Source organism: Microvirga sp. P4_G7 (assembly GCF_056401005.1).
In genome coordinates, this window is the sequence record NZ_JBFUKD010001006.1 from 1 (window position 1) to 977 (window position 977).

Sequence of the window (977 nt, forward strand, 5' to 3'; positions counted from 1 at the left end):
TCCGTCGCCAAGCCGGATCAGGTGTCCGACGCGGATGCCCGTCAGCGTTACGAGCAGGAAAAGGCAAAGTTCGGCTCACCCGAGAAGCGCACCATCCAGCAGATTTCCTTCCCCAACCAGGAAGAGGCCGAGGCTGCATTCAAGCGCATCAAGGRAGGAGCGACGTTCGAAGCCGTCGCAGAGGAGCGCAAGGTTCCGTCAGCCGATCTCGATCTCGGCACTTTCACCAAGCAGCAGATGCTGGATCCGGTCGTCGCCGAATCGGCCTTCGCCCTCGAACAGGGCGCGACGAGCGGTCCCCTCGCCGGCCGCTTCGGTCCGGTCATCATCCGCGTCACCCAGGTTCAGCCCGAAGCGGTGCGCCCGTTCGAAGAGGTCGCCGGCGAGATCCGCAGCGAGATGGCCAGCGGACGCGCCAAGGACGATCTCGAAGCGGCCCATGACGCGATCGAGGACCTGCGCGCGAGCGCCCGTCCGCTCGCCGACATCGCCAAGGAAAAGGGCCTGACGCTCGCGCAGATTCCGGCCGTGGACACCAACGGCCTGGACAAGAGCGGCAAGGCTGTCGACGTCCCCAACAAGGACACGCTCCTGAAGGCTGCCTTCGCCTCCGATATCGGCGTCGACAACGAGGCGTTGCGGTTGCCGAACGGCAGCTATGTCTGGTTCGACGTGACGGGCATCGAGGCCGCGCGCGACAAGACCCTCGACGAGGTCAAGGACGAGGTCGCACGCCTTTGGAAAGAAGAAGAGGTCGCGCAGCGCCTGAGCGCCAAGGCTCGCGAGTTCACCGAAAGGCYCGACAAGGGCGACGCTTTCGACGCGGTGGCGAAAGATGCCGGCGCTCCCGCGAAGTCCGCGACGGATCTCGCTCGCAACACGGCGAAGGACGATCTCTCCGCCGAGGTCGTGAATCGGATCTTCGCCGTTCCGGTCGGCAAGTCCGGCAACGCTGCGAACGGCGCCAACGGCCGTGC

General features: G+C 65.6%; 1 protein-coding gene. It reads left to right on the forward strand.

Annotation, left to right across the window (positions count from 1 at the left end; genetic code table 11):
• Positions 1 to 977 (forward strand): peptidyl-prolyl cis-trans isomerase (locus AC1DT3_RS22585; protein WP_477467405.1); only part of this gene is annotated, 977 nt, incomplete at both ends.